Consider the following 2,485-nt stretch of genomic DNA (forward strand, 5'->3'; position numbering starts at 1 on the left):
CGTGCATCACACGCGACGTGAACGCGACGAACTCGTCTTCCGGCAGCTTCGCGCCGCCCGCGACCAGCACCGGCAGCGACGAGCCGGCGATGATGTCGGCCATGCTCGCGGCGTCGCCGCTGTACGGCAGCTTGACGATGTCGGCGCCGAGATCCGCCGCGACGTTCGCCGCATGGGCGATCAATTCGGTCTGCGGACGATCGCCGAGACCCGGGCCGCGTGGATAGATCATCGCGAGCAGCGGCACCGACCAGCGCGCACACTCGGCCGCGATGCGGCTCAGGTCGAGCAGTTGCTGGGTTTCCGTCTTCGAGCCGAGATTCACGTGCACGCTGACCGCGTCCGCGCCGCATGCCATTGCATCCTCGACGCTCGCGAACAGCGTCTTCGCGTTCACGTCCTCCGCGTAGCGCGTGCTGCCGTTCAGGTGCACGACGAGCGCGAGATCGCTCAGCACGTCGGGAGACAGGAAGCGCGCGCGGCCGCGATGCACGACGATCGCGTCGCCGCCGTGCGCGGCGATGTCGCCAACCAACTGCCGCAACTGCTGCGGATGGGCGATGGGCCCGTCCGCGAGCGAATGGTCGAGCGGCACCATCAGACACTTGCCCGACGCGGCACGCACCACCCGCCGCATCCTGAGCGCCTTGCCAGAAACCGATAGAAGAGCATTCATCCTTGATTCCTCGCCAGAAATGGAGAGGCCGGCCCGTGCGACTTCAGCCTGCCCCCGGGGTGCCCGCTTGCGGGCGGAACTGGAGCAACAACCGAGCAACGCTTGCAGCAAATCTTGCATCGTGTAAGACTTGCATAGACCCAATCATCCTATGATTGGATCATCCTTGCAAGTACATTGCGAGCGACTTTGTTTCCCGACCGGGGGACGCATTCGACGCGGCATCGGTTCCCCTTTGCAGACAACGGCAGCACATCAACCTGTGAGGTGTCTATGAAGTTCGGCGTGTCCTTTCTGCCCGATACCGGCCCGGCCGACCGCCCGGCTGCTGATTACTACGCGAACGCACTGAAGCTCAGCGCACTGGGCGACAAGCTCGGCTACGCGTACGTGAAAATGACCGAGCACTACCTGAAGCCGTACGGCGGCTACAGCCCGTCGCCGCTGATGTTCCTCGCGGCCGCAGCCGCGCAGACGAAGTCGATCCGCCTGATGACGGGCGGCATCCAGGCGTCGTTCCATCATCCGATCCAGCTCGCGGCCGAAGCCGCGCAGCTCGATGCGATCTCGAACGGGCGGCTCGAACTGGGCTTCGCGCGCGCGTTCCTGCCGTACGAATTCGATGCGTTCGGCATCGATCTCGATTCGAGCAAGGCGCGCTTCCAGCAGACGATCGACGCGACGGTGCGCCTGCTCGCCGAGGAATCGGTCAGCGAGGACACGCCGTTCTTCCGCTATCGCGACGCGCAATCGCTGCCGCGCCCGACGCAGCAGCCGCGCCCGCCGGTCTGGGTCGCCGCGCTGCTCACGCCGTCCAGCTTCGAGTGGATCGGCGAACGCGGCTTCAACCTGCTGATGGCCGCGCCGCCGCGCAAGGACGCGCTCGCGAAGACGCAGGACATGGTGGCGCTCTATCGCGAGACGTTCGAGCGCCATCACGGCCATACGGACCGCCGGCCGCAGGTCGCGATCAGCATCCCGCTGATGATCGGCACGTCGGACGCGCACGCGCTGGCGCTCGCGGAACCGCGCCTGCGCCATCACTGGCGCTATTTCGCGGAAGCCGCGAAGTCGTGGGACCAGGTGCAGTCGTCGGCCTACCAGGGCTACAACGAGGCGATGAAGAACAAGATGGGCGGCATGGACACGGCCGACCTCGACGCGACCGCCGTGCTCGGCACGCCCGACACCGTGCGCCAGCGCATTCGCGCGCTGGAAGCCGATCTCGGGCTCGACGCGATCCTGTGGCACATCGACTATGGCGCGCAGCCGTACGAGCTGATGAGCAACAACCTGGAGGTGTTCGCCCGCGACGTGCTGCCGGGACTATGACGCCATGCCGATCCCTTCCGGACCCACAGCGAACCCGCCCATGACACCCTCCCTGTCACTCGATACGATCGTCGTCGGCGCCGGCATCGGCGGCCTGGCCGCCGCGCTCGCGCTGCGCCGCGCCGGCCATCGGGTCACCGTCCTCGAGCAGAGCCGGGCGTTCCGGGAAGTCGGCGCGGGGCTGCAGGTCGTGCCGAACGCCACGCGCGCGCTGCGCGCGCTCGGCGTGCTCGACCGGCAGCGGCTGGCCGCCGTCGCGCCGACCGCGACGATCCGCCGCCGCTGGCAGGACGGCAGCCTGCTTGGTTCCTTCCCGCTCGGCGACGACGTCGAGGCCGCCTTCAACGCACCGTACTGGAACGCGCATCGCGCCGACCTGCATGCCGCGCTGCTCGACGCCGTGCGCGACCCGTACACGGCCGGCCCGCCCGTCGCCGTGCTCAGCGGCATCGCGGTGCGCGGGCTCGACGCGTGCGG

3 protein-coding genes are annotated in these 2,485 nt (G+C 68.1%); 2 read left to right on the forward strand and 1 reads right to left on the reverse strand.

Translation table 11 applies throughout. The features are described 5' to 3' along the window. Nucleotides 1-676 (reverse strand): 2-amino-3,7-dideoxy-D-threo-hept-6-ulosonate synthase (locus G3N99_RS38465; RefSeq protein WP_206125002.1); only part of this gene is annotated, 676 nt, incomplete at its 3' end. A gap of 285 nt (nt 677-961) precedes the next feature. Here G3N99_RS38465 and G3N99_RS38470 point away from each other — a divergent pair. Both G3N99_RS38470 and G3N99_RS38475 read left to right on the forward strand, forming a co-directional pair. Continuing rightward, nucleotides 962-2,008, forward strand: coding sequence for an LLM class flavin-dependent oxidoreductase (locus G3N99_RS38470; protein WP_244132398.1), 1,047 nt, complete (start codon nt 962-964; stop codon nt 2,006-2,008). A gap of 40 nt (nt 2,009-2,048) precedes the next feature. Then, the coding region (locus tag G3N99_RS38475) for an FAD-dependent oxidoreductase (protein ID WP_206125003.1) at nt 2,049-2,485 on the forward strand (437 nt) is incomplete at its 3' end.

Origin of the sequence: Burkholderia sp. Ac-20392 (assembly GCF_017104585.1) — a bacterium.
GTDB classification, from domain to species: domain Bacteria; phylum Pseudomonadota; class Gammaproteobacteria; order Burkholderiales; family Burkholderiaceae; genus Burkholderia; species Burkholderia lata.